General features: G+C 71.4%; 16 protein-coding genes and 3 pseudogenes. 10 read left to right on the top strand and 9 right to left on the bottom strand.

Going from position 1 to position 24,763, the window contains the following annotated elements; all coding sequences use genetic code 11:
- A pseudogene (locus ACWDZ4_RS13300) lies at positions 1-291 on the top strand (DEAD/DEAH box helicase); the annotation flags it as partial.
- Between the two features lie 73 nt (positions 292-364).
- Positions 365-673, top strand: a complete 309-nt coding sequence (locus ACWDZ4_RS13295) for an SCO5918 family protein (protein ID WP_451508503.1) — start codon at positions 365-367, stop codon at positions 671-673.
- A gap of 103 nt (positions 674-776) precedes the next feature.
- Here ACWDZ4_RS13295 and ACWDZ4_RS13290 read toward each other — a convergent pair whose 3' ends face one another.
- Positions 777-1,721: a DUF3048 domain-containing protein gene (locus tag ACWDZ4_RS13290; protein ID WP_451508502.1), complete on the bottom strand. Its 945-nt coding sequence runs from the start codon at positions 1,719-1,721 to the stop codon at positions 777-779.
- Positions 1,722-1,921: 200 nt separating this feature from the next.
- On the opposite strand from ACWDZ4_RS13290, the gene ACWDZ4_RS13285 reads away from it, so the two are divergent.
- Complete coding sequence (locus tag ACWDZ4_RS13285; RefSeq protein ID WP_451508501.1) at positions 1,922-4,006, top strand: SpoIIE family protein phosphatase; 2,085 nt, start codon at positions 1,922-1,924, stop codon at positions 4,004-4,006.
- Between the two features lie 153 nt (positions 4,007-4,159).
- Here ACWDZ4_RS13285 and ACWDZ4_RS13280 read toward each other — a convergent pair whose 3' ends face one another.
- The 3 genes and pseudogenes from ACWDZ4_RS13280 to ACWDZ4_RS13270 all read right to left on the bottom strand — a co-directional run.
- Positions 4,160-5,947, bottom strand: a complete 1,788-nt coding sequence (locus ACWDZ4_RS13280) for a ThuA domain-containing protein (protein WP_451508500.1) — start codon at positions 5,945-5,947, stop codon at positions 4,160-4,162.
- 22 nt (positions 5,948-5,969) lie between these two features.
- On the bottom strand, positions 5,970-8,852 hold the full coding sequence (locus tag ACWDZ4_RS13275; RefSeq protein WP_451508499.1) for a PQQ-dependent sugar dehydrogenase: 2,883 nt from the start codon (positions 8,850-8,852) through the stop codon (positions 5,970-5,972).
- 718 nt (positions 8,853-9,570) lie between these two features.
- Positions 9,571-10,611: pseudogene (locus tag ACWDZ4_RS13270) on the bottom strand (sugar-binding domain-containing protein); the annotation flags it as partial.
- A gap of 425 nt (positions 10,612-11,036) precedes the next feature.
- Here ACWDZ4_RS13270 and ACWDZ4_RS13265 point away from each other — a divergent pair.
- The 6 genes and pseudogenes from ACWDZ4_RS13265 to ACWDZ4_RS13240 all read left to right on the top strand — a co-directional run.
- Complete coding sequence (locus ACWDZ4_RS13265) at positions 11,037-12,125, top strand: ABC transporter substrate-binding protein (protein ID WP_451508498.1); 1,089 nt, start codon at positions 11,037-11,039, stop codon at positions 12,123-12,125.
- Between the two features lie 96 nt (positions 12,126-12,221).
- Positions 12,222-13,862: a sugar ABC transporter ATP-binding protein gene (locus tag ACWDZ4_RS13260; protein WP_451508497.1), complete on the top strand. Its 1,641-nt coding sequence runs from the start codon at positions 12,222-12,224 to the stop codon at positions 13,860-13,862.
- Positions 13,859-14,833, top strand: coding sequence for an ABC transporter permease (locus tag ACWDZ4_RS13255; protein WP_451508496.1), 975 nt, complete (start codon positions 13,859-13,861; stop codon positions 14,831-14,833). Before ACWDZ4_RS13260 ends, ACWDZ4_RS13255 begins: the two co-directional genes overlap by 4 nt.
- A complete protein-coding gene (locus tag ACWDZ4_RS13250) occupies positions 14,830-15,894 on the top strand; it encodes an ABC transporter permease (protein WP_451508495.1) in 1,065 nt (354 codons plus the stop codon). Before ACWDZ4_RS13255 ends, ACWDZ4_RS13250 begins: the two co-directional genes overlap by 4 nt.
- Before the next feature lie 80 nt (positions 15,895-15,974).
- Positions 15,975-16,997, top strand: coding sequence for a LacI family DNA-binding transcriptional regulator (locus ACWDZ4_RS13245; protein WP_451508494.1), 1,023 nt, complete (start codon positions 15,975-15,977; stop codon positions 16,995-16,997).
- A 195-nt stretch (positions 16,998-17,192) separates the two neighbouring features.
- Positions 17,193-17,324: pseudogene (locus tag ACWDZ4_RS13240) on the top strand (galactose-1-epimerase); the annotation flags it as partial.
- Positions 17,325-17,788: 464 nt separating this feature from the next.
- Here the strand turns inward: ACWDZ4_RS13240 and ACWDZ4_RS13235 are convergent.
- On the bottom strand, positions 17,789-18,235 hold the full coding sequence (locus ACWDZ4_RS13235) for a subtilase-type protease inhibitor (protein ID WP_451508493.1): 447 nt from the start codon (positions 18,233-18,235) through the stop codon (positions 17,789-17,791).
- Between the two features lie 444 nt (positions 18,236-18,679).
- On the opposite strand from ACWDZ4_RS13235, the gene ACWDZ4_RS13230 reads away from it, so the two are divergent.
- The gene (locus ACWDZ4_RS13230) at positions 18,680-20,230 is read left to right on the top strand and encodes an extracellular catalytic domain type 1 short-chain-length polyhydroxyalkanoate depolymerase (RefSeq protein WP_451508492.1); all 1,551 of its coding nucleotides are present in this window, start codon (positions 18,680-18,682) and stop codon (positions 20,228-20,230) included.
- Between the two features lie 15 nt (positions 20,231-20,245).
- On the opposite strand, the gene ACWDZ4_RS13225 is transcribed toward ACWDZ4_RS13230, so the two are convergent.
- The 4 genes from ACWDZ4_RS13225 to ACWDZ4_RS13210 all read right to left on the bottom strand — a co-directional run bounded on the left by ACWDZ4_RS13225 (position 20,246) and on the right by ACWDZ4_RS13210 (position 24,696).
- Complete coding sequence (locus ACWDZ4_RS13225) at positions 20,246-20,494, bottom strand: hypothetical protein (RefSeq protein WP_451508491.1); 249 nt, start codon at positions 20,492-20,494, stop codon at positions 20,246-20,248.
- Positions 20,495-20,504: 10 nt separating this feature from the next.
- Positions 20,505-21,188: a TNT domain-containing protein gene (locus ACWDZ4_RS13220; protein WP_451508490.1), complete on the bottom strand. Its 684-nt coding sequence runs from the start codon at positions 21,186-21,188 to the stop codon at positions 20,505-20,507.
- Positions 21,189-21,295: 107 nt separating this feature from the next.
- Positions 21,296-23,347: a CocE/NonD family hydrolase gene (locus ACWDZ4_RS13215; RefSeq protein WP_451508489.1), complete on the bottom strand. Its 2,052-nt coding sequence runs from the start codon at positions 23,345-23,347 to the stop codon at positions 21,296-21,298.
- Between the two features lie 38 nt (positions 23,348-23,385).
- A complete protein-coding gene (locus ACWDZ4_RS13210; protein WP_451508488.1) occupies positions 23,386-24,696 on the bottom strand; it encodes an ATP-grasp domain-containing protein in 1,311 nt (436 codons plus the stop codon).
- Positions 24,697-24,763: the final 67 nt, after the last annotated feature.

Below are 24,763 nucleotides of genomic sequence, written 5' to 3'. Positions count from 1 at the left end.
CGCGAGATGACCCGCCTGATGCAGGCCGCGGGCATCACCCCGCACACCGCCCAGGTCCGCTCCGGCGACGCCGAGCTGACCCGGATCACCGGCGCCCGGACCCCTTCCGGTGTTCCCGTCACGATTGTCGCCCCCGTGGTGGAGCGCCCGAAGCGCGGCGAGTCGTCGTCCCGGGGCCGACGCGGCCGCCCCGCCCGGACCGCCCACCGCTCCGTCGGACCGGTGGGAGCGCCCCAGTCGCGTACCGGCGCAACGCCGCAGCGTCAGGCACCGCTTTCCCGCGCCGCATGAGTCTCGTCCCGTCGTTCGTCCCGTCCGTGAGGACGGCCGTCCTTCCGGCTCTTCCGAACCTTGCTGAGGCACTATGCGCTGCGTCATCGCCCGTTTCCCCTTCGACCTGTTCAAGAGCGACGTACAGGAGTCGATGAAGGGCATCAAGCCCGAACCCGTCACGGGCGAGTCCGTGATCATCGGCCGTCGTCACTACCCGGTCAAGCAGGTGGGGGAAGTGATCACCAGGCAGGACCGCCGTGACTTCAGCGCCAGTGAAGTGACCAGGGCGCTCACCCGCCTCGGCTTCACCTGCCGCGCCGTTCCCGCACTGGTCCCGCCCCGTGCCCTCACCCCGCTCGAGACCGCGACGGCACTGCTCGGAGCGCCGGAACGCGTGTGAGACCGGACAACGACGAGGGCCCCGACCGGGGAGAAACCGGTCGGGGCCCTCGCCCGTCCCCGTCGGACGCCTGGCCGCGCGGAGCGCCCGGCTACGGTACGGGTCACCGTGCCGCGTACACGATCCACGTCTGACCGGAGGCGAACGTCATCCGCTTGCCGTCCGGGGTCGTGAACGAGGTCCGGGATTCAGCGGTGTCCCGTCTCCATTCGGTGTCGTACGCCTTTCCGTCGCGCAGGACGACGGCTGAACCGGAGCCCACGGTCTCGGTGTACGGAGAGGTGTTCCCCCACCGGTCCTTGAAGACCGACGGACGCACGGTCACCTGCTGCACGACGACCGTGGCCGCGGCGAGCCGCTGCCCGTCGGCCGTCCGGGAAGGGGTGCCGTCCATCTCCACCAGCCACTTCTGCCGGTCCGCGGACCAGATGAAGGCAGAGCGCGCCGACGGATAGCGGACCGTGCGCTCGTCGGCGGGTTTCCCGCCGGGCGGCGGCGGGCCGAAGCGGAGCCCGATGTCCTCGGCGGCGTTCGTGCCGGAGGGGGCGTGCGGTATGTTCCCGGGCCTCAGGTAGAGATTGTGCGGCGCGGCCCGGTCGTCGCTGCGGAAGTACGCGCCCGGTGCCTCCGAGGGAGACAGCGCTTTCAGCGGCGCCGCCTCGATGAGCGGATTGAGCCTGCTCTGCGCGCCGGAGTAGGCGAGCGTCGGCCGGTCGAACTGCCGCAGCAGCTCCAGATCCGTCTCGCGCGCGCTGCGTACCGGCCCGATGACGGACGGCACGGCGGACGAATAGACGGCGAGGATGCGGCTGAGACCGGCCTCCACCTGTTCGACGTAGACGATGTCCGCCTTGTCCAGCCCGGTCGGCGGCCGGGCCGCCGCGACGTTGTCGATCTTCACCGCGAGGACGCGGGCGTCGGACGGGACCCGGCCGTCCGGTGGGGGAGAGGTGCCCGCCCCTCCGGAGCCGCCACACGCCGCCACGACGAGCAGCGCCAGTGTGGCGAGTGACGCTGCGACTGATCTCTTCCCTCTGGCTGCCCGCATGGCTGCCGCCCTTCGGAGTCGGACCGTAGGAGGCACACCGCCGCCCCTCGACCACAGCGGCGGCGGCTCCCACATCCATCATCACGCCGTCGCGGGGTTCCCGGTTCTCGGCAGGCCGTACGTGTCCGGGCCGAGGATGCGGGCTCAGCCTGGGTAGAGAGACGATGGGAGATACCGGCGGCGGGCGGAAGGAGCCCCGGATGCGTGCAACCGACTCCGTCTCTGCCAGCCCTGATCAGCCGGGGGGCGCGCGGCCAGCGTCGGGAGGACTGCTGGACCTGCTGAGCGTCGCTGCCGTGGTGCTGGACGCCGACGGGCGGATCGTGCTGTGGAGCCCCCAGGCGGAGGAGCTGTTCGGTTACCCCGCGGACGAGGCACTCGGCCGGTTCGCGGGCCGGCTGCTGGTCCAGGAACAGCACCTGGAGCTGGTGGGCCGGCTGTTCGCCCAGGTCATGGCAGGCAAAGGAGGGACGAGCTGGGCGGGGGTCTTCCCCATGCGCCACAGGGACGGCAGCACCCGGCTGGTGGAGTTCCGCAACATGCGGCTGGAGGACGACCGCAAGGACCTCTACGCCCTGGGCCTGGCCACCGACCAGGCGACTTTGCGCAAGGTGGAGCGGGACCTCGCGCTGTCCACCCGGCTGGTGGCCCAGTCCCCGATCGGACTGGCGGTGGTGGACACCGATCTGCGGTACGTCACCGTCAATCCGGCACTCGAACGCATCAACGGCCTGTCCGCCGCCGAGCACGTCGGCCGGAACGTGCACGAGGCGCTGCCGTTCCTGGACACCGAGTCCATCGAGTCCTCGATGCGCCAGGTCCTCGCCACCGGCGTCCCGATCCTCGACCAGGAGTCCGTCGGGCACACCCCGGCCGACCCGGACCACGAGAACACGTGGTCGGTGTCCTTCTACCGGCTGGAGGCGTCCAACGGGAAGGTGCTCGGGGTGGCCGCCTCCGTCGTCGACGTCACCGACCGGCGGCGCGCCACCATCGAGGCCGCGCAGGCCCGCCAGCGCCTCGCCGTCGTCGCCGACGCCTCCATCCGTATCGGCACCACCCTCGACCTCGACGAGACCGCCCGCGAACTCGCCGACGTGTCGGTGCCGCAGCTGGCCGACGTGGCGGCCGTGGACGTACTCGACAGTGTCCTCAACGGCCGCTCGGCCGCGACGGCACGGACCGGGCCCGCGGTGTTCCGTGCTCTCGCCGTGGCCAGCGCGTACCCCAGCGAGGCGGTGCGCGCGGCCGACCCGCCCGGTGAGGTGGCCAGGTACGAGGCCGACCGGCTGGTCACCCAGTGTGTGAACACCGGCCACCCCGTCCGCGTGTCCCACGTGGACCGCGACGACCTGCGGTGCATCGCCCGCAGCACCGAAGCCGCCGCGCTGCTGGACTCCGCGGGACTGCACTCCTACCTGGCCGTGCCGCTCATCGCGCGCGGCAAGGTCCTCGGCGCCCTCGACCTCAAGCGCACCCGCAACCCGGAACCGTTCAGCGCCGACGACGAGATCCTGGCCGGCGAGCTCGCCGCACGGGCGGCCGTGTGCATCGACAACGCCCGCTGGTACCGGCAGGCGCGCAACACCGCCCTCACCCTCCAGCGCAGCCTTCTTCCCCAGCGGCCACCGGACCAGCCCGGCCTGGAGGTCGCCAGCCGCTACCAGCCCGCCCAGGCGGCCGACGAGGTCGGCGGCGACTGGTTCGACGTCATCCCCCTGACGGACGACAAGAGCGCCCTCGTCGTCGGCGACGTCATGGGCAGCGGCGTCAGCGCGGCCGCCACGATGGGCCAGCTCCGCACCGCCACCCGCACCCTGGCCGAACTCGGCCTCGACCCCGCCCAGGTGCTGCACCACCTCGACCGCATCACCGACCGCATGGGGCAGACCATCACCACCTGCACCTACGCCGTCTACGATCCCCACCGGGCCGAGTGCCACATCTCCAACGCCGGACACCTGCCGCCCGTCCTGGTACGCCCCGGCCGGCCCCCCGAACTGCTCGACCTGCCCACCGGCGCCCCGCTCGGCGTCGGCGAAGTCACCTTTCACACCACCACGCTCGCCCTGCGCCCCGGCGACCGGCTGGTCCTCTACACCGACGGCCTGGTCGAGACGCGCGACCAGGCCATCGACGAACGGCTGGACGCCCTCCTCACCCACCTCACCGAACCTCCGCGGTCCCTGGAGGAGACCTGCGACCTGCTCCTGCACGCGCTGCGCCACCCCGGAGACCACGACGACGTGGCGCTGCTCATCGCCCGCGCGACGGAGCTGACGTGAGGCGCGCGCACCGGGGACTGTCACGCGTCACCGGAGGCCGGCGCCGGCGCCGGGCATGAGTGTCCGGGGCCGGCACCCGGCGGGTTCCGGTTCCCCGCAGGGACCGGAACCCGCCGGCCCGAGGCCGTCGCCCCAGGCGCTGTTGCCGACCCGTCAGGGAAGGGTCCACTTCTGGTTGGGGCCGGTGTGGCAGCTCCACAGGTGGACGCGGGTGCCGTCGTTCCAGGTGGCCCCCTCGGCGTCGAGACACTTGCCCGACTGCGGGTTGCGGACGGTTCTGTCCGGCTGCGGCGTCCACTGCTGGGCGCCGCTGCCGTTGCAGGTCCACAGCTGGATCTTCGTACCGTCGGCGGTTCCTCCGCCGCTGATGTCCAGGCACTTGCCCAGCGCGCGCAAGGTGCCGTCGCCGGGCACCGTCCACTTCTGGGCGCTGTTGCCGTTGCAGGTCCACAGCCGGATCTGGGTGCCGTCACCGGTCGCGCCGCCGGCGACGTCCAGGCACTTGCCGTTGACGCCCTTGACCTCACCCGCGAGGGGCCCCGGCTGTGTGCCGCCGGATGTCTTCACCCGGACGTTGCGGAAGGACACCTGGTCGCCGTCGCCGTGGTTCTGGATCCCGATGTGCCCCTGTTGCAGGCTGCGGACGGGGTCGGTGTTGGTGAAGTCGTTGATCTTGCGGCCGTTGAGGAAGATCTCCAGCCGTTCGCCGGTGACACGGAGCTCGTACGTGTTCCATTCGCCGGGCGGGTTGAGCGCGGCGTCGCGGGCGGCGATGTCGGCGGACTTGAAGCCGTACACCGCTCCCGTCGTCCGGTCGGCGCTGTCCGTGGCGTCGATCTGGATCTCGTACCCGTTGTTGACCGCCGACCAGGGGTCGTCGGATGCCGGGAACCCCAGGAGGATCCCGGAGTTGTCGTCGCCGTCCATCCGCCAGTCGAGCTTGAGGGAGTAGTCGCCGGTGTACTCCTTGGCGGAGTACCACAGCATCCCGAGCCCGCCCTGCGAGGTGAGCGTGGAGTCGGCCAGCGTGAAGGAACCGGGTCCGGCCTGCTTCCAGCCGGTCGTGCCCGACCCGTTGAACAACGACGTGTACCCCGTCTCCGGACGGCAGTCCGCCTCCGTCATGCCCGCCGCCCAGCGGATCCCGCCGAGCAGGTGCCTGCGGAACGCCGGTTCGGTGTACGACTCGTCGGTGTGACCGCCACCGGTGTAGAAGGCGCGGCCGCCCTCGTAGCCCTTGCACCAGGAGATCGGGTGGTCGCCGGACATGTTGCCGCCCGAGTAGCTGGACTCGTCGAGCGAGGCCAGCACGTGGGCGGTCGTCCGCGGGTTGGTGCGGTAGTTGTACCACTCGTCGAAGCGCTGCCAGGTGGTGCCGAGATGGGCGGTGGCGTCGTGCGCCCGGTCCTCCACCTTGACGGTCGCCGTCTGGTTGTGCGGGTGGGAGTGGAACAGGGCCCCGGCGAGACCGGCGTAGAACGGCCAGTCGTACTCCGTGTCGGCGGCCGCGTGGATGCCGGTGTAACCGCCGCCGCCCTTGATGTACTGCTCGAACGCCGTCTGCTGGGTGCCGTTGAGCACGTCGCCGGTGGTGGACAGGAAGACGACGGCCTTGTACTGCGCGAGGTTGCCGGTGGTGAAGGCCTGGGCGTCCTCCGTCGCGTCCACGGTGAAGTTGTTCGCGCCGCCCAGCTCGCGCAGCGCGGAGAGACCGGCGGCGATGGACGAGTGGCGGAAGCCCGCCGTCTTGGAGAACACGAGGACCTTGTACGCCGGATCGGCTGCGCTCGCGGCCGTGTTCACGGCCGCGGTCACGTCCCGGACAGCGGCGCGGGCGGGTTCGTCCGGCGCCTGGGCGCTCGCGGCCACAGCGGGTGCGGCGGTCGCGCAGAGCAGCGCTCCGGCGATCCAGCAGCCGGCCTTGGTGAGAGTGTTGCGCATATCGGTTGTGCCTCCTCTCCTGCTACGGCAGGGTCCATTTCTGGTTGGGGCCGGTGTGGCAGGTCCACAGGTGGGTGCGGGTGCCGTCGTTCCAGGTGCCGCCTTCGGCGTCGAGGCACTTGCCCGCCTGCGGGTTGCGCAGGGTGCTGTCGCTCTGGGGCGCCCACTGCTGGGCGCCGCTGCCGTTGCAGGTCCACAGCTGGATCTTCGTACCGTCGGCGGTTCCTCCGCCGCTGATGTCCAGGCACTTGCCCAGCGCCCGCAGCGTCCCGTCGCCGGGCACCGTCCACGTCTGGGCGCCGCTGCCGTTGCAGGTCCACACCTGGACCTGTGTGCCGTCGGCGGACGCCCCGTCCGCGACGTCCAGGCACTTGCTGTTCACGCCCTTCACCTCACCCGTCCGCGAGCCGCTGCCGCTGCCCGAGGTGGTGAAGCGGAAGTCGTCCACGTCGAAGAGCGAGCCGCTGCCGCCCTTGAAGACGAGGTGCAGTGTGGTCGTACCGGCGGGCCGGTTCGACAGCGCGGTGCTGACCTCCTGGTACGTCTCCCAGCCACCGGTCACGGGAACCGTCGCCGTGCCCAGGAGGGTCCCGGTGGGAGAGCCGGCCCGTACCTCGATCGTGCCGCCGCCGCCTGCGGAGGCGACCCGGGCGGTGAACCGGGTGGCGTCGTCGAGGGCGTACGGCTTGAAGGAGATCCAGTCGCCGTTCTCGATGTGCCCCACCGTCCTGCCGCCGTGGGCGGGCGTGTGGCTGACGACCTGGACGCCCGAGGAGGCGCCGTAGTGCTCGCCCTGGCGGTGGCTGGGCTGGCTGATGTGCTGGGCGTGGGTGGTCAGGGCGGGCTGGCCGTTCGCTCCCTTGTCGGTGTACTCCGCGTCCCAGACGCCGAAGATGTTCGCGTTCGGGTCGTGCTCGCCGTCCGCGATGGTCTGCACCGTGCCGGAGCAGCCGGTCGCGGAGGTCTGCGGGTGGCCGTGGCTGTCGTGCCCGACGATGAAGGTGATCTTCACCTTGGAGCAGTCGATGGTGCCGTCCTCCGGATCGGTGACGGTCACCCGGTACGGGACCGCCGCGCCCGGGTCGATGATCCGGCCGTCGACCGGCAGTTCCAGCTTGACGGTCGGCGCGGTGTTGCCGACGGTCACCTGCACCGAGGCGGTGGCGCTCTTGCCGGTGGTGTCGGAGACGGTGAGCGTGGCGGTGTACTGGCCGTTGGCCGTGTACGTGTGCGAGGGGTTCGCGGCGGTCGACGTTCCCCCGTCGCCGAACTTCCACGCGTAGCTCAGCGCGTCCCCGTCCGGGTCGGAGGTGCCGGCCGAGGAGAACGCCACGGCGAGCGGTGCCTTCCCCGAGGTGCGGTCGGCCTTGGCCTGGGCGATCGGGGAGCGGCCGTCGGTGAGGTGCTCGATGCGGTACAGCGCCGAGTTCGCGTCCCCGCTGAAGTAACCGGTGCCGTAGTCCAGGACGTACAGCGCGCCGTCGGGGCCGAAGGCCATGTCCATCACCTGGGTGCCGCTCCAGGGGAAGGCGTTGATGGACTGGACGGTTCCGTCGGTGCCCTGGGCGATCCGCTTGATCCACTTGCGGCCGAACTCCCCGGCGAAGAAGTTCCCGTCGTAGCTCTGCGGGAACTTGACGGCCGAGGTGGAGGAGGCGTCGTAGCGGTAGACCGGCCCGCCCATGGGGGACTCGGAGCCGCTGCCGAACTCGGGTACCGAGCCGCCGTCGTACGGTATCCAGGCGGGCTGGGCCGGGGGCAGGTCGGTGAGGCCGGTGTTGCGGGGGGAGTTGTTCTTCGGGGCGGCGCAGTCGAACTTCGCACCGGAGGCGCCGGTGGCGAAGTTGTAGTCGGTGTACGCGTCGTTCTTGCCGGTGCAGTACGGCCAGCCGAAGTTTCCGGCCTTGGTGATGCGGTTGAACTCGACCTGGCCGGCGGGGCCGCGGGTGGCGCTCGCCGTTCCCGCGTCGGGCCCGTAGTCGCCGAGGTAGACGGTCCCGGTGGCCTTGTCGACGCTCATCCGGAACGGGTTGCGAAAGCCCATGGCGTAGATCTCGGGACGGGTCCTCGCGGTGCCGGGCGCGAAGAGGTTGCCCGAGGGGGTGGAGTACGAGCCGTCCGCGTTCACCTTGATGCGCAGCACCTTGCCGCGCAGGTCGTTGGTGTTGCCCGAGGAGCGCTGGGCGTCGTACGCCGGGTTGCGGGACGCGCGTTCGTCGATGGGGGTGTACCCGTCGGACGCGAAGGGGTTCGAGTCGTCCCCGGTGGTGAGGTACAGGTTGCCCTGCGCGTCGAAGTCGATGTCACCGCCCACGTGGCAGCAGATTCCGCGCGAGGCCGGTACGTCGAGGATCTTCTTCTCGCTCGCGAGGTCCAGGGTCCCGTCGGCGGTCAGGGAGAAGCGGGAGAGCCGGTTCACGCCGTCGAAGGGGGCGAAGTCGGCGGCCGTGCCGTCACCCGGGGCGTCGCCGCCCGGGGTGCTGAGCTTCGGGGCGTAGTACAGGTAGATGAGGCGGTTGGAGGCGAATCCGGGGTCCACGCCGATGCCTTGGAGCCCTTCCTCGTCATGGCTGTAGACGTCCAGCTTTCCCGCGACCTTCGTCGTGCCCGCCGCGTCCGTGAGGCGCAGCGTGCCGTCGCGTGAGGTGTGCAGTACCGAGCGGTTGGGGAGGACCGCCATGGTCATCGGCTCGCCGGTCTCCGCGACGCCCTTGGCGAGAGTGACCTGCTGGAACTCCTCGGCTGCGGCTGGGTCTGCGGCTGGGGCCTCGGCTGCCGAGGTCTCCCGGTCCGCGTCACGGGGAGCGGCCGCGGCGGACCCGGCGGGTGCCAGGAAGCCCGCGGTGAGCAACGCGGTGAGCAGTAGCGCGGGGATCTGACGGGGTCTGAAGGGTCTTTTGCGCACAGAAGTCTCCCAACAGGGTGGGGGTTTCCGACGGACCGGGAAGTAAGTCCCGCCGGGGGAGCCAGGCGCGCGCCGTCGCGCCGGAAGGTCACCGGGCACGTATGCATGTCCGGTTCATTTCAAGGAAGTTAGCGGGCTTGGTCCCGCCGCGTAACCCCTTTCGCATCCGCATTCCCAACTTCTTCCGCGGTCAGGACAAAGCGACGGGACGCCCGTCCTTCCATCGTTGGAATTGTGGTTGCGCACCCGTTGTGATGCGTTTGAGGCTGTGGCTCGATGTCCGGCTGTGCGCCGTACCTCACTGGTGCGAGCAGTCCTGCGTCTCCCGGCGCGCAGTGGGACGATGACGCGCACCACGACAGGGCGGTCACGCGCGTACGGGGACTTCCGGTCCGAGCGGGCCCGCGCGCATCGTCCGGAAGCGCACCGTCGAGGGCCTGGTCATGGGTGACGCCTGAGTCCGGCGGCATGCGGCCCCGGCCCATGTCCAGGCCCCGACGGTCAAGCCGGATACGGGTCAGGGGAGGGGACCCAGGGCGCCTCCACGGCCCACGTGGTGTCCTCCGTGAAGGTGGCCGGGTTGTCCCGAGCGCGGCCCCGCCAGGGGTGGCCAGGCACACCTCCGGTCGATGTGGCGCAGGTGGCTTCCGGGAAAGCCGGTGCTGGACAGCCGTACTCCGCCCGTACCCGGCACCGCACACCAGGTGGCGCCGTTCTTGAGGACCGGACGCAGGATGCTGCCGGCCTTGGCCGCGGCGATCGACCGCATCCCCGTGCAGCTGCCGGCGGAGTCCACGACCGCGGAACCGCCGAGCAGTCCGGCGCGTACGTCGTACAGCGGCGGGTCGCCGGGACTCCACAGGCGCGGGTTCGGTACGGGGACCGGCAGTTCGGCGCCGGCCGCTCCCGTCGCCGTACCGACGCCACTGCCTCCGCTGGAGACCGTGACCCGGGCACTGCGGCCGGCTGAGACGGCGGCGTGGACCTTCGCCCGCAGGGTCCTGCTGCCCAGATGCGGCGTCATGTCCAGGCGGGTGGTGTGCGAGGCGGCGACCGGCTCCAGCCGGACGGTCTGCCGGATGCCGGAGGCGGGGGTGTGGAAGATGCCGCCGCCGGGGTGGGGCTCCACGTCGTTGACGCGCTGCTTGCCGACGGCCTGGCCGCCGGTCCGGCTCGGACCGTAGGCGGAGACCACGACGGTGTTCGTGCCGCCGTTGAACTGCGGGGTGATGTCGTACGCGAACGCGTCGTAACCGCCCGCGTGGGCGCCGGCCTGCGTGCCGTTGCCCCAGACGGTGGTCTGCCAGTCGGAGGCACCGAAGTTGAGCGCGACGCGGCGGCCGTTCCAGCCCGGCGGAACCGTGAACGCGTGCTTGTACCAGGGCTTGTCGTTCTCCGCGATCCTGCGCTGAATGCCGGAGAGCGCGGACTGCGCGACGAACGGGACCCGGATCCGGTCGGGGAAGGCGGAGGGCTGTCCGGCATCGCGGCCGGTCACCGCGGAGTTCCGGATGCCGTTGAGGTGGGCCCGGTCGGGGCGGGTGAGCCGGGGGCGCGGGTACTCGGGCAGCGGACTGTCCACGGGTACCCGGTCGGTCCAGGGCGTGGGCATGGGGGCGGGTTTCGAAGGCCGGGGCGCGGCGGCGGCGGGCGCCGTGACCACCCCCACCAGCGTGGTCACCACGACAGCTGGCGGTGCGCTCGCCAGGGTCGGGCGTCTCCACCACGGCCGGCGGCCGGGCAGGCGCGCACGGGGCATCGGTGCGTCTCTTCTGTGCGATGGGAGACGTGCGGGGAACAACTGCCCTGCACCGTGGGGAAGTTGAAGTCCGGCGGTATGGCAGCACGCCGCCCACCGACCGTCCAGGGGGTGCGCGGCGCCTGGTGCCGACCGGGCGGTGAGGGGTCGGCCGGCCCGGCGCCGCGCGGCGGCGCGACACATTTTGGAAACGCACCGACAACTCTCTTGCCGCCCGCGCCGAGCCGCCTATATAACGTTGTAAATCGAGCCGTCGACAGGCCGCGCAGGCCCTCACGACCGCAGTCTGCGCAGCTCGAAGCGGGGTCGTGAGGAATGCAAGGAATGCACCGGCATCAGTCGTGAACGCGGCCGATGCGTCGCCCAGCCATGCCCCGACCGCACGCCGACCGGAGTGCCGTCATCCCGCCAAGGAGCGCCCGCGCATGATCACCCAGCGCCGATCCCGCCGTCACCTCGCCGTCGCCTGCCTGCTCGCCGTCACCGCCATGCCGGCCGCCTCCGGCTGCTCCAAGTCGGAGACCCCGGCCACCGCGGGCGGTGGCAGCGGCCAGGGCGCCCAGGAGGCCAGGACCCCCGAGGGGTCCTCCGGCCCCGGCTGCTCACTGAAGACGTACGGCGGACCCGAGCTGGACCTGGAGAACGCGGTGGTCGGCTTCTCCCAGTCGGAGAAGGAAGCCAATCCGTTCCGTATCGCCGAGACCCAGTCCATCAAGGACGAGGCCGCCAAGGTCGGCGTCAGGAAACTGCTCACGACCAACGCGCAGTCGCAGCTCTCCAAGCAGATCAGCGACATCCAGGACATGCTGTCCCAGGGCGCCCAGTTCCTCATCGTCGCCCCGCTGAACTCCGACGGCCTGGAGCCCGCGCTCAAGGCGGCCGCGGCGAAGAAGGTCCCCGTCCTCACCATCGACCGCAAGGTCGACTCCACCCCGTGCAAGGACTACGTGGCCTTCCTCGGCTCCGACTTCGTGGAGCAGGGCAAGCGCGCCGCCGACGCGATGATCAAGGCGACCGGCGGCAAGGGCAAGGTCGCCATCCTGCTCGGCTCGTCGGGCAACAACGTCACCACCGACCGCACGAAGGGCTTCGTCGACCGGGTCGAGGCCGAGGCCCCCGGCCTGGAGATAGTGGCCCAGCAGACCGGTGAGTTCGCCCGCGACAAGGGCCAGCAGGTCATGGAGCAGCTCATCCAGTCCAAGCCCGACATCACCGCCGTCTACGCCGAGAACGACGAGATGGGCCTCGGCGCCGTCACCGCGCTGAAGGCGGCCGGCAAGAAGCCCGGCAAGGACGTCAAGATCGTCTCTGTCGACGGCACCCGCAACGCCGTCCAGGCCCTGGCCGACGGCGAGTACAACGCCGTCATCGAGTCGAACCCGCGCTTCGGCCCGCTGGCCTTCGACACCGCCGAGAAGTTCTACGCCGGCGAGGAGATCCCGGAGAACGTCATCATCACCGACCGCGCGTACGACGAGACCAACGCCAAGGCATCGCTCGGCGGAGCCTACTGAGCGCACTGACTCCTGCGGCCCGCCGCCGTGGCGCTCCCACCCGCCACGGCGGTCTCCGGGCCCGCCCCCCGGACCAGTCGGAAGGCCGTCAGACCCATGGCACCACCCGAAGCAGTACCCGTACCCCACCAGCCACCGGAGGCCGCCGCCCCGCCCGCCGCTGCCGCCGTCCTCGAAGCCCGCGCGGTGAGCAAGCGGTTCCCGGGCGTCGTCGCCCTCGACGACGTCACCTTCTCCCTGCGCGCGGGGGAGACCCACGCGCTGGTGGGTGAGAACGGCGCCGGAAAATCCACCCTCATCAAGGTGCTGACCGGCGTGTACCGGCCCGACGGGGGCGAGCTGCGGATGACCGGCCGGCCCGTGCGGTTCGCCCGGCCGTCCGAGGCCAGGCAGGCCGGCATCTCCACCATCCACCAGGAGGTGAACCTCGTCCCGCTGATGAGCGTGGCGCGCAACATCTTCCTGGGCCGTGAACCCAGGAACCGCGTCGGCCTCGTCGACTTCGCCCGGATGCACCGGGAGACGGCGGAGCTGCTCGACGGCTTCGGCGTACGCGTCGATCCCCGAAGGCCCCTGCACACCCTGGGCATCGGCACCCAGCAGATGGTCGCCCTGGCCCGCGCCGTCTCGGTCGACGCGCAGGTCGTCATCATGGACGAGCCCACCTCCTCACTCGAACCGCGTGAGGTGGAGACCCTCTTCCGGGTCATCGGGAACCTGCGGGGCCGGGGCGTCGCCGTCCTCTACGTCAGCCACCGCATGGACGAGCTCTACCGGATCTGCGACCGCGTCACCGTGCTCCGCGACGGCCGGCACATCCACACCGGCGACCTCGCGGACCTCGACCGGATGCAGCTCGTCTCCATGATGCTCGGCCGCGACCTGGCGGAGGCCGGCCGGACCGGCCTGACCGGCTTCGCCGCCGGGGGGCACGAGGCGTCCCGCACCCCCGTGCTCACCGCCACCGGCCTCTCCAGCCGCCACCGGCTCCACGACGTGTCCCTGTCGTTGTACGGCGGTGAAGTGCTCGGTCTCGGCGGCCTCCTCGGCTCCGGCCGCAGCGAGACGGCGAAGGCACTGGCCGGGGCGTCGCGCCTGGACTCGGGAGAGATCGCCGTCGGCGGCCGTACGCTGCGCCGCCTCACCTCGGCGGGCGCCGTCCGTGCGGGCATCAGCCTGCTGCCCGAGGACCGCAAGGCCGAAGGCATCGTCCCCGGTCTGTCCGTGCGCGAGAACATCGTGCTGGCCGCCATGCCCCGCCTCTCCCGCGCCGGCGTGGTCTCCCGCACCCGGCAGGACCGCGTCGTCGACATCTTCATGAAGCGGCTGCGGATCAAGGCGTCGAGCCCCGAACAGAAGGTCGGCGAACTCTCCGGCGGCAACCAGCAGAAGGTCCTGCTGGCCCGCTGGCTCTGCCTGGAACCCAAGGTCCTCCTGCTGGACGAGCCGACCCGCGGCATCGACGTCGGCGCCAAGGCCGAGGTCCGGAGCCTGATCGACGACCTCGCCCGCGAGGGCCTGGCCGTCCTGCTCGTCTCCTCCGACATCGAGGAACTCGTCGAGGGCGCCGACCGGATCGTCGTCCTGCGCGGCGGCACCGTCGCGGGCGAACTGGCGGGCGAGGACGTCGGCGAGAGCCGGCTCCTCGAAGTGCTCGCCGACCACTCACCGGTGCCCGGTGGGAAGGCCGCCCAGGCCCCGGACCCCGGCCCGGCCGCTCAGGAGGACCCGCGATGACCGCCCAGGCCGCCCTCTCCCCGCCCGCACGCCCCCTGGCGCGGCTGCGCGACCCCGCCTGGTACCAGGGGTACGGCGTGTACGTGGCCGTAGCCGTGCTGCTGCTCTTCAACGCGCTGTTCACCGAGCACTTCATGACCGCCGGCCACCTGCGCACCCAGCTCGTGCAGGTCGCCCCCGTCGTCATCGTGGCGCTGGGCATGGCCCTGGTCATCGGCACCGAGGGCATCGACCTGTCGGTCGGCTCGACCATGGCGCTCGCCGCCGCGTTCCTGCCGCTCTACCTCGGGTACGGGCTCGTCCCGGCGCTCGTCGTGTCCCTCCTCGCCGGCGCGGCCGTCGGAGCCGTCAACGGCACCCTGGTCTCGCTGGTCGGGCTGCAACCCATCGTCGCCACCCTCGCGCTGTTCGTCGGCGGCCGGGGGCTCGCCCTGGTGATGGCCGACGGACAGCTCAAGCAGATCGTCAACCCCGACCTGCTCGCCCTGGGAACCGGCGCCCTCCTCGGCGTGCCCCTGGTCGTCCTCATCGCCGGGGTGCTCGCCGCCGCCGTCGCCTTCCTGGTCCGGCGCACCACCTTCGGACGCCAGGTCGTCGCCATCGGAGGCAACCGCCCCGCCGCCGCGCTCGCCGGGCTGCCCGTCAGGCGCGTACTGATCGGCGTGTACGTGCTCTGCGGAGTACTGGCCGCACTGGCCGGCATCCTCGCCACGGCCCGGCTCACCGCGAGCGACCCCTCCTCGCTCGGCACCCTCATGGAACTCTCCGCCATCACCGCGGTCGTCGTGGGCGGCACCCCGCTCGGCGGCGGCTCCGTCCGGGTGCTGGGCACGGTCGCCGGGGCCCTGCTGATGCAGCTGCTGCGCGCCACCCTCGTCAAGCACGACCTGCCCGACTCCACCGCACAGATCGCCCAGGCGGCCATCATCATCGCCGCCGTCTACATCGCCCGGGAGCGTCGGTCCCGATGAACGAAACCACCCCCGCACCCGGCTCTCCGGTGCGCACGCCGGTGAAGGCGCCCGCCCCGGCCGGCGCCCCGGGCCCGGCGCGCGCCGCCGAACCGGCCGCCAGGCAGCGCGTCGCGCAGCTCGTGCAGCTCGTGCAGCGCCAGGGCGTTCTCGCGGTGCTGCTGACCGTCGTGCTCATCGCCTCGTTCGTCTACCCGACGTTCGCCACCCTGGACAACGCCCGCGGCATGACCGTGCAGGCGTCGTTCCTCGCCGTGGTCGCCCTCGGCATGACCCTGGTCATCATCACGGGCGGCATCGACCTGTCGGTCGGCTCCGTGTTCGCGCTCGGCGGCGTCCTCGCCGCCTGGGCGTCCCCGTGGGGCTTCTTCCCCGCGCTGCTGGTGCCCCTGGGGGTGTGCGGCGCGTTCGGCCTGCTCAACGGGTTGCTCGTCGCCCGCGCCGGGATGGCGCCCTTCATCGTCACCCTCGCCACCCTGCTGGCCGCGCGCGGCATCCTCCTCGCCTTCACCGACGAGGGAGCGACGACGTACCTGGTCCCGAAGGACTCCGCCTTCGCCGAGCTCGGGCAGGGCGGCGTCTGGGGCTTCGGCCATCCCGTCCTGATCGCCCTGGCGCTGTTCGGGGCCGGGGGACTGCTCCTGCAGCGCACCTCGTTCGGGCAGACGCTCTTCGCCGTCGGCGGCAGCGGCGACGCGGCCACCCTGATGGGGCTGCCGGTCGTCCGTACGAAAATCCTCGTCTACACGCTGAGCGGGCTGCTGGCCGGACTGGCCGGTGCGCTCAGCGCCGCCAGGCTGTCCTCCGGCGTCACCATCGTCGGCGTGGGCATGGAGCTGGACGCCATCTCCGCCGTCGTCATCGGGGGCACCCTCCTCGTCGGCGGCGCCGGATCGGTCAGCGGCACCCTCTGGGGTGTCCTGCTGCTGGCTGTCATCCAGAACCTGATCAACCAGATCGGCTCGCTGAACTCCTCGTACCAGTCGGTGGTCAGCGGAGGCTTCCTTATCGTTGTCGTCGTGGCGCAGCGCTACCTGGCACGCAGCCGCAGAACCACCTGAATCATCCGACCACCTGAACCACCTGAACCACCTGAAGCGCCGGAGCCGGTACGCCCGGCCAGGCCGAGTCAAGGAGAACCGTGGGCGTCAGCCTCAAGGACGTTGCGCAACGGGCGGGCGTGTCCATCAAGACCGTGTCGAACGTGGTCAACAACTACCAGCACGTCACCCCCAAAATGCGGGCCAAGGTGCAGCAGGCCATCGACGAACTCGGCTACCGTCCCAACCTCACCGCACGCCACCTGCGCAAGGGCCGCACCGGCATCATCGCCCTCGCCGTCCCCGAGTTCGGCAACCCGTACTTCGCGGAACTGGCCGGCGCGGTCGTCGACGCGGCCGCCCGGCACGACTACACCGTCCTCGTCGACCACACCGCCGGACTGCGGGAGAAGGAACTCCTGGTCAGCCAGGGCTTCCGGTCCCATGTGATCGACGGCCTGATCCTCAGCCCCATCCACCTGGAGACCGAGGACCTGATGGCGCGTGAGGAGACCGCGCCGCTGGTCCTGCTGGGCGAGCGCGAGTACGAAGCCCCGTACGACCACATCGCGATCGACAACGTGGCGGCGGCCAGGACCGCCGTACGGCACCTCCTCGACCAGGGGCACCGCCGCATCGCCTTCCTCGGCTCGCGCACCGGCCGCGAACGCCAGCCGGCCCACCTGCGGCTGCGCGGCTGGCGCGAGGAGCTCGCCGTCGCGGGTATCACGCCCGACGAGGCACTCGTGGTGGTCACCGACGGCTACGGCCGCGAGGACGGGGCCGCGGCCATGGCGGCCCTCCTCGACCGCGAGGAACGCCCCGACGCGGTTTTCGCGTACAACGACCTGATCGCCGTCGGGGCGATGCGCACGCTCACCGAGCGCGGGCTGAGCATCCCGGCCGACGTCGCCGTCGTCGGCTTCGACGACATCGAGGAGGGCCGGTACGGAACCACCACGCTCACCACGATCTCGCCGGACAAGGAGGCCATCGCCCGGCTCGCCGTCGACAGTCTCGTGGAACGGCTCTCGGGAAAACCGGTGCCCGCACCACGGCGGGCCCGCCCCGGCTACCGCCTCGTCGTCCGCGAATCGACCGCGCCCCGGCGGACCGGAACGTGAGGGGTGGCCGAGAAGCCCGCCCCGGCCGTCCACCCGCTCACTCGTCCGTTCGTTCGCCCGCTCGTCACAAGGATCTCCGATGCCCCGCCCCACCGCGCACCGCGCACCGTTCGGCACCGCCCCCGGGAACCCGGACACCACGGTCGGCATCCGGTCCCTCGACCCGGTCACAGGAGTACGGGCCGAGGTGCCCCTGCCCCGGAGACCCAGCACCTCCCCGCTGCGCCCCACCGTCCCGGCCACCCCACCACCGTGCTGCGTCCCGGCGAGACGGCGCACAGCCGCACCGAACTCCGCTTCCCCCACCTCGCCCCGCCGCGACCCTGACCCGGAGGGACCGAGGGGCCGAGGGGCCGAGGGGCCGAAGGGGCCCGGGCGACGCCGGACGGCGACAAGGCGACTGTGTTCGCAGTTCGTACAACGGCCCCGTGGAGACGGCGGTGGGGCGCCCCACCGCATCCGTCCATGACGGGCAGGGTGCCGACTCCGTGGTGGCGACGCCGACGCCCCGCGGCCTGACCTGCCCGGAGCCGGACCGCGCCGGTCAGTGGCGCACATCACGCCGGAACCCGGGAGCGGAGCGGAACACCCACCTGTGGTTGGCCGTTCAACCACATGTGGGTACGGAGGGGACAGTGTCCCCGGGCCTCACCTCCGGCCCGTGGGGAAGATCGTCCGGCTGAAGCCCCATGGAGCCACGCGCCGAGAGGCGACCGCCCTCCGCGCCCGCACCCTTGCCGCCCCGGCTGGTTTCCCCCGACCAGCCGGGGCTTTTCCGTGCGCGGGGTCGGTCAGAAGGCGAACAGCGCGTTCTCCGTCAGGCCGCCCTTCATCTCGCATGCGTTGCCGAAGGTGGCCGACCAGAAGACCGGCTTGCCCTGCCACACGCCCTGGGCGGTGATGACGACCGGGTCCCATTCACGCGTGCAGATCCGCTGCGGCGACGTGTCGACCAGCCCGGAGAACTCGCCGTGCACGGCGCGCAGTTCCTCACAGGCGGTCTCGGGGGACGGGTGGGTGCCGCCGGGGCGGGGGGCGCAGCTCAGCGTCACGGCTCGTCCGACGGTCGCCGTGGAGGCTTCCTCCCCCGAACCCATGGTGAGCACGAGGGCGGACGGTGCGTAGAGACCGGTCGCCTCGGCCGGCTGTGCGTGCGCCGTGCCCGTGGTGACGGCGCCGGTGAGCGTCAGGACGGCCGCCGCGCCGACGGCGCCGAGCGTGTTCCGGATGTGACGCATGGGTGTTTCTCCTCTGGTTTCGGTTCAGTTACGGGGTTGTTGCGCTGTGGAGTGTTGCTGATGCGCACGGTGAACGCACACCGATCGCCCCATTCCGGCCGTGGGTGACCGGAGGGCGGTGACCGAATGGTCGTTCGGGCAGCTCGGCGGCGGTGCGCATGTCATATGAGGAGGTGTCCATCATGTGGACAAGCGTCGGTGGTACAACGGAAAACGACCCTCTGAGCTGGGCTTATGCTCAGGTGGTTCATTCTTCGGTCAGGCCGCTTCGACTGAAAAGCATCGCTGCCGGGGCCACTTCGCGACGGACGGTGCGGCGGACGGCAACGTGTCCGGACCACATCGCGCACGACGGGTGAAGGTGGCGCCGCCCCCTCCCGCGCGGCGTACGGCCGGCCCTACATTCCCTCTCCGGACGGGGGCCTTTTGAAGGAGCGAGCCGCCATGGATGTACACCCCTCTCGTGCGAAGAAGAGACTCCCCGCCGTCGCGGTCCTGCTGGCGCTGCTGGCCACGCTGCTCGGCACCGGCTGGACGGCTTTCGCGCCCGCCGCCCGGGCCGCGTCGCTCACCGAGGTCACCGGCTTCGGGACGAACCCCGGCAACCTGCGCATGTTCCGGTACGTTCCGGACGGCCTGCCGACCGGACGCCCCCTCGTCGTGGCCCTGCACGGCTGCACCCAGTCGGCCGCCGCGTTCGACACGGAGACCGGCTGGACGACCTGGGCCGACCGCTGGGGCTTCGCGCTCCTGCTGCCCCAGCAGCAGTCCGGCAACAACCTCAACTCCTGCTTCAACTGGTTCGAGTCCGCGGACATCGGACGCGGCTCGGGCGAGGCGCTGTCGGTCAAGCAGATGACCGACCGGATGAAGTCGGACCTGGGCAGTGACCCCTCCCGCGTCCACGCCACCGGCCTGTCCGCGGGCGCGGCCATGACCAACGTCATGCTGGCCGCGTACCCCGACGTCTTCGCCTCCGGAGCCCCCGTGGCCGGCCTGCCGTACGCCTGCGCGACCTCCGTCGCGGCCGCCTACGGCTGCATGAGCCCCGGAACCGACCTCTCGCCCGCCGCCTGGGGCGACAAGGTCCGTGCCGCGTACCCCGGTTACGCGGGCCCCTGGCCGGCCGTCTCCGTCTGGCAGGGGACGCGCGACACGACGGTCGTACCCGCCAACATGACGGAGACCGTCGAGCAGTGGACCCATGTCCACGGCGCGGACACCACGCCCGACACCTCGGACACCGTGGCCGGCCACCCGCACGCCGTGTACCGCGACAGCGCGGGGCGGCCGGTCGTGGAGACCTACTCGATCACCGGCATGGGCCACGGCCAGCCCGTCGACCCCGGGACCGGCGCGGAGCAGTGCGGCGTCGCGGGCGCCTACATCCTCGACGTCAACCTGTGCGCCGCGTACCGCATCGGACAGTTCTGGGGCCTCGACGGCAGCGGAACCCCGCCGCCTCCCGGAGGCGGCACGAAAACGGCGGTGCTGCCGAGCCGGGCCGCCGACGACGGATACGTGAAGGCGTCGGCCACCGGCGCCGGACCGGCGGCCGGGACCCTGGAAGGCACCTACGGCGTGGCCGTGGGCCGGGGCGCGGACGGGCTGCACAACCGCGCGCTGCTCTCGTTCGACACCTCGTCCGTACCGGACGGGGCGTCCGTGAAGCGCGCCTTCCTGACCGTGGCGTACGGCAGCGGCGGCGGTGATCCCTGGGCGTCCGGAAACCGTATGGTCCTCGACGTCAGGTCCGGCTGCTTCGGCGCGGGCTGCGCGACGGCCGCCGACGACTGGAGCGCCGCCGCGTCGGCGTCCGAGGTGGCGGAAATCGGCCGGTTCACCTCCGGCACGCAGACCTCGGCCGACTTCACGACGGTCAACGACACGGGGACGACCCAGGTGCGCCTGCGCCTGGCGTCCGCGCCCGCCACCACGGCGTACGTGTTCCTGAAGTCCGGGGCGTCCGCCACGCTGACGGTGCAATGGGAGTGACCGGAACCGGGAGGGTTACGAGAATCGGGTGAGCAGGCGCAGCAGCTGCGCGCAGGCCTCGGCCTCGCTCCCGTGGAGGCTGACGGGCTCGTGGACACCACGCTCGTACGCACCGGTCTCCCACGCCCCGCCGCCGCCCTGGACCTTCCTCAGATACAGGAAGTCGGGGGGCGTGGGGACCGGTTCGTGGACGCCTTCGATGCGGAAGCAGTCGTCGGGCACTCCCGCCGCGCTCAGCGCGGCCCGCAGTTCGTGGCGATCCATGAGGACGAGGCTACGCGCCGGCCGGCTCGAGGTAGCCGTGCTCCAGCAGCCACTTCACGTTCAGCCGCTGTCCCTCGCCCGGATCCAGGAACACCTGGTCGAGCTTGATCTGCTGTCCGCCGCCCGGCTGCTCGAACCACGGCGCGATGCTGCCCTGCCACACCCAGAAGGGCTTGGCGACTTCGTAGACGCGGTAGTCGCACGGCACCGACGGTTCACGGGTGTTCAGGTTCTGCGGGGGCAGCGCGCGCTTGGCGTACGGGTCGCCGGCGGGCGCCAGGTAGGAGCCGTACTCCGAACCGAAACGGTCCAGGCGCTGGCCGTCGCGGAGTCTCGTCGGCTCCTTGTCCACCTCGCCGTTGACCTCCCCGAACCCGTCGTTGGGCGGATACTTCCAGCCACCCGAGTCGGCGGGACCCTGCCAGTACTCCTTCAGGAAGTCCTCCGACGACAGCTTCCCGGTCCGCTGGTAGCCCTTCAGCAGCGGACCCACCGGCTTCTCGTGCTTGCGCGGAAGCCACTCGGGCCCGAGCCGTGCGTCGCCCCGGAACGAGCCGGTGCACGGCTCGTTCCGGGGCGCGCCGGCGGCCGGCCGGTCCTCGTGCTGCTGCTGCGGCGCGGCGCTCGCGGCGGGTGCGAGCACCGTCGCGGCGGTGATGCCGAGCGCGGCGAGTACGGTGCGAATGCGGTTCACTCAGGGTCCCCTCGGATGTACGGTCCACCATGCGTCGCGGCGCAGCGTAGTGGATCCACTACTCTCCGCGCTGCGTGTCGCCGCAGATCGTCCCGAGGGGGGCCTGTTTACAGACAGTCCCGTGGCAGCGTCTCGTTCCAGGTGCGGGAGAAGACCCGCCGCTCCCCTTCGTACCCGTCGAGAGTCGCGTCGACGAAGAACTCCGTCTCGCTGCACCGCAGTGCGGTGCGGGTCTCCACGCGTACGTCCCAGTCGTCCCGCCGGAACCGCATGGTCCAGGCCGATTCCCCGCCGACGGAGGTGAAGTCGTCGGCCGTGGCGGTGTAGCGCTCGTACGCGCGACAACCGACGTCGAGCCCGATCCCGTCGATGCGCACGGTGCCCCGGTCCTTCACGATCTCCAGCGCGGAGTCGTACCCGATCAGGTCGCGCTTGACCTCCCAGCGCTGCTCGGGAGGCGACAGCCGGGTGGTGGTGAGGGGCGGGGCGCCCTCGGGCTCGCCGAAGGGGCGCTGCGGCAGTTCGTCCGGCTCGTCGGCCGGACGCACCGGCAGCGTCAGGGTGCTGGACCGCTCGTGGACGCTCAGCAGGACGGGCCTGGGCGGCGGCCAGGCCAGCGGCCAGTACGACGTGGACAGGGAGAGCCGGATGCGGTGGCCGGGCGGGAAGACCTGGGCCACGCCGTTGAGCTGGACGGTGGCGCGGTAGCGCCGGCCGGGCTCCAGCGGTTCGGGCTCGCCCGTGCCGTCGCGGTGGGTCAGGTTGAGCACGCCGTACGTGACGCGGGTGGCACGGCCGTCGGGTGCGACGTCGGAGAGACGGGCGGCGACGGTGGCCACCGGTTCGCTGACGGAGAGGTCGAGTTCGACGGTCGGGGAGCCGAGGATCTCGACCGGCTCGTCCAGCGGCTCCGTGTCGAAGACCAGCGAGCCGCCGTCCTCCTCGCGCTGGTCGTACGGCAGGTCCGGCGGGGCGTTGTACGAAGCCCACTTGCCCGCGAACTGCCCCACGGACAGCGGTGACTGCACGGTCATCGGGTCCTCGCCGCCGTCCTCGCCGCCGTCCTTCGCCGGTACCGCCTCCCCCGGCCTGACGATGCGGTGACGCAGCAGCGGATGGGTGACCGGCCCGATGTGCGGCGAGGGCCAGTCCGGCTCGCCGACCCACCGGCCGGGCCGCTCCTCGTACGACGTCGAGGGCGGCACGCTGTCCTGCATCCACGCCTGGAGCATGGGACCGTCCATGACGCCGTTGTCGACGCCCTTGAGCCAGTGGTCCCACCAGCGCACGACCTCTTGGAGGTAGCCGATGGCCGGGCCGGGCTCGCCCAGGTGCGGGAACTTGTGGGACCACGGTCCGATCAGACCCTTGCGCGGTACGTCCAGATTCCCCAGCAGCCGCGTCACCGCGTTGGAGTAGCCGTCGGCCCACCCGCTGGACGCGAGGACGGGGCAGCGTACGGCCGCGTAGTCCTCGCACACCGAGGCGTGCCGCCAGTAGTCGTCGCGGCGCTGGTGGCGCAGCCACTCCAGGACCCACGGGCGGGTGTGCTCCATCCGCTCGTGCCACATGTCACGCCAGCGGTCGCCGACCACCGCGGGGTCCGGCGGGCAGGTTGCGTACGCGAACATCGTCCCCGCCTCGGCGAGGTTGTCCGACAGCATCGCGCCGCCCATGTAGTGCATGTCGTCGGCGTACCGGTCGTCCGTGAAGGACGCGATGACGACGGCGCGCAGGCTCGGTGGCTGCCGGGCCGCGGTCTGGAGGGCGGCGAAAGCACCCCACGAGATGCCCATCATGCCGGTGGCGCCGTCGCACCAGGGCTGTTCGGCCAGCCAGGCGAGGACCTCCTCGGCGTCGGCCTGCTCCTGCTCCAGGTACTCGTCGGCCAGCACCCCCTCGGAGTCGCCGGTGCCCCGCAGGTCCACGCGCACGCAGGCGTAGCCGTGGCCCGCGATGTACGGGTGGTTGACCGAGTCGCGGACCGCGGTCAGGTCGCGTTTGCGGTAGGGGATGTACTCCAGTACCGCGGGCACCGGCTCCTCGTCCGAGGAGACCGGACGCCAGACGTGCGCCGACAGGCGGGTGCCGTCGGACAGGGGGACGAGGACGTGTTCTTCTTCCTTCGTCGCGTACGGCAGGTTGCTCACGAAACGCATACGGCGGGGCGCTCCTTTCCCTCGGGTCCCTCGGGTGCTCAGACGTTCTTCTGGTCGCGGCCGCCCGGTGCGGTCTCGTCGAAGGCCAGGCCCAGGGCCGCCACGCAGCGGTCGTACTTCTCCCGCAGTTCCTCTTCGCTGTTCCCACCCGTGAAGATGTGGGCCAGTTCGTAGCTGTAGCTGTCCTGGTGCGGAGTCTCCGACAGGCGCTGCCCCTCCTCGGGCACCACGTCGACCCGCACGCCCGGGATCTCGCTCTCGATCCGCTCGAGGTCCTCGGGGGTGGGCACCTGGCGGGCCGCGCCGTCGGCGAACCACCGGTAGTACCACTTGGCGGCCACCTTGTACGGGCCGGCCCGGTGCGGAAGGGACGGGTCCTTGCCCAGGGCGAGACTGAGCATGCAGTGGTGGTTCGGGGCGCCGTCGACGTACTCGAACAGCTCCGCGTGCGACTGCGAGTGCCGGGGGTTGATCTCCAGCAGGTTGATCGCGTCGGTCCGCGGGTCGTAGAAGAACTCGATGCTGAAGGTCGCCGAGTCCATGCCGATCTGCCGCATCACCCGCTCGGACACGTCGTGCAGCCGGCGCACCACCGGCTCGGGCAGGGCCGAGGGGTACTGGTGACGCAGGAAGCTGGAGGAGTCCGGGTAGTTGATGGAGTCAAGGACGCCGTAGACGGTGACCTCGCCGTCGTGGACGTACCCCTCCACCGCTACCTGGATCCCGGAGAGGGCCTCCTCGGCCAGGCAGACCTGGCCGCCGACACCGGCCATCTCCTCGGGCAGGTCGAGCCGGTCGAGGATGTACTCGAAGGGCCGGCCCACCCGGGCGACGCCCTTGCGGATCGCCTCGACCGCTTCGAGGAACTCCTCCTGGTCCTTGACGCCGAAGGCGAGTTCCGACGAGTACGACAGGGCGGGCTTGAGCCACATGGGGAAGCGCACGCCCTCGGGCGGACGCGGATCGTCCGTCTCCAGGTCCACCCGGCCGAAACGCGGATGCTCGTCGACGACCTTCTGCTGTTCCAGCCGGCTCCAGTACTTGTGCTCGCACTTGACGACGGACTCCAGGCTGGTGCTGCGCGTGCCGTAGCGCTCGGCGAGCATCGGCACGAGCGTACTCACGGGGAAGTCCCAGTAGCCGACGATCGCGTCGATGCTGCCGTCGAAGGCGTCGAGCACCTTCTGCGCCTTCTCGAACAGCTCCGCCACCGACACCTCGCCGTGCTGGAGCTCCTCGATGGTGAGCAGAGGGTGGAACTCGTACTGCTGTGCGTCGGGCACGGCACGCAGGGTCGGCAGATTGGCCTCGTCCAGGCCGATCACGAATATGTTCTTGCGTGCGCTCACTTGCTCTCCTTGGCCGGCTCGTTCCGCTTCGCGCCCGGTGCGCAGCGTTCCCTCACGGGGCGCTGGT

It is taken from the genome of Streptomyces sp. NPDC003016, assembly GCF_053591455.1.
This window is presented reverse-complemented; position numbering and strand designations above follow the sequence as displayed.